We start from the raw sequence: 1,804 nt of genomic DNA, 5'->3' as shown, positions 1-1,804 counted from the left end.
GTAGGATTGCCGATTACCATCATCTCAGTTGTGTTTCTGGCTTATGCATTCTTTGGGCCTTATTTCCCAGGGTTCCTTGCGCATAGAGGACAAAGCGTGGACAATCTTGTTCAATTAATGTTCTTTACAACGGACGGGATCCTCGGTACACCGATTAGTGTATCTGCCACCTTCATATTCGTCTTCCTGTTATTTGGAGCGTTCTTAGTGAAGACTGGTGTTGGTAACTACTTTAATGACTTGGCGGTAGTATTGGCAGGACGTTTGACTGGCGGACCGGCAAAAGTCGCTATTTTCTCAAGTGCTTTGCAAGGTACAATTTCAGGTAGTTCCGTAGCAAATGTTGTTGGATCTGGTTCATACACGATTCCGATGATGAAGAAGCTAGGTTATCGAAAAGAATTCGCAGGCGGAGTAGAGGCAGCTGCGTCTACAGGTGGGCAGATTATGCCACCGATTATGGGGGCCGCTGCATTCCTGATGGTTGAATTTATCGGCGGCGTTACGTATTGGGAAATTGCCAAAGCAGCAGCTATCCCTGCGTTGCTGTACTTCACTGGAATTTGGATCATGACTCATTTCGAAGCAAAGCGTGTTGGTTTGCAAGGGATGGATGCGTCGCAAATTCCTAATCGAAAAGAAACGCTGAAAAAGATTTATTTATTACTACCGATTTTAGGTATTATTGTCTTCTTGTTGGTGGGTATTCCAACGATGAAAGCAGCATTACTCGGTATCGTTCTTACTATTGCTGTGAGTGCAATTAGCAAAGAAACAAGAATTGGATTTAAAGATATGATTGATGCGTTAGTAGATGGTGCTCGTACAGCATTGGCTGTAGCAGCTGCGACTGCTTGTGCTGGTATTATTGTCGGTGTTGTCGTCAAGACGGGTCTTGGGCTTAGCTTGGCAACGGGCTTGATCTCGGCAGCTGGCGGTAACATCTTGCTCACATTAATTTTCACGATGTTCGCAGCGATCATTTTGGGGATGGGCTCTCCAACGACGGCAAACTATGTTATTACATCTACAATCGCGGCCCCTGCTATCATTACATTATTGATGCTAGATGAGCCTACAGGTGCAGCTGTGCCGATTGTAGTGGCGGTATCTGCACACTTATTCGTATTTTACTTTGGTATCATTGCGGATATCACACCGCCTGTTGCATTGGCTGCCTTTGCAGCTTCTGGTATTTCTGGTGGAGATCCGATCAAGACTGGTGTCACTTCCGCAAAACTAGCAATTGCTGCATTCATCATCCCGTACATGTTCGTCTTTAATCCGGCGATGCTGATGCTCGACTCGAGTATACTAGAGATTGTTTGGGTGACTTTGACCGCCATTATTGGTATGGTCGCAATCGGGGCGGGCATAATTGGCTTCTGGTATAGTAAACTGAACTGGCTTCTACGAATTATCACGATATGTACAGGTATGTTGTTGATCTACCCAGAAACTATTACAGATATTATCGGTTTAGTATTATTCATCATCTTGCTGGTGTCTCAGTGGATGGGTAATAAGAAAAATAATTCGCCAACATTGGCTTCAAATTAAATAATTTCTAAAAAGACTTGCCAGCTCGAAATGGAGCTTGCAAGTCTTTTATTTTACTGATGAAAGATAAGAATTTTCAGAAAGTTATACACGCTCTTACATCTCTACAAATCTTGTTGGGTGAAAAGAACTAGATTAAATAGAATTTTTACTAGAGGACGGGTCTACTATATAAGGATTCCATCGAAACTTGAATTTCAAAACACATGATAAAATTAAAGTCAAGAAGCCGAAGGACCAAAAA

1 protein-coding gene is annotated in these 1,804 nt (G+C 42.8%); it reads left to right on the top strand.

What is annotated here, in order from left to right:
• On the top strand, positions 1–1,560 hold a 1,560-nt coding region (locus tag CVD27_RS12480), incomplete at its 5' end, for a TRAP transporter permease (RefSeq protein ID WP_101648237.1).
• Between the last annotated feature and the right edge of the window lie 244 nt (positions 1,561–1,804).

This window comes from Neobacillus cucumis (assembly GCF_002860255.1).
GTDB lineage: Bacteria > Bacillota > Bacilli > Bacillales > Cytobacillaceae > Neobacillus > Neobacillus cucumis_A.
The sequence above is the reverse complement of the archived record's forward strand: the minus strand, read 5'-3'. Positions and strand labels throughout refer to the sequence as shown.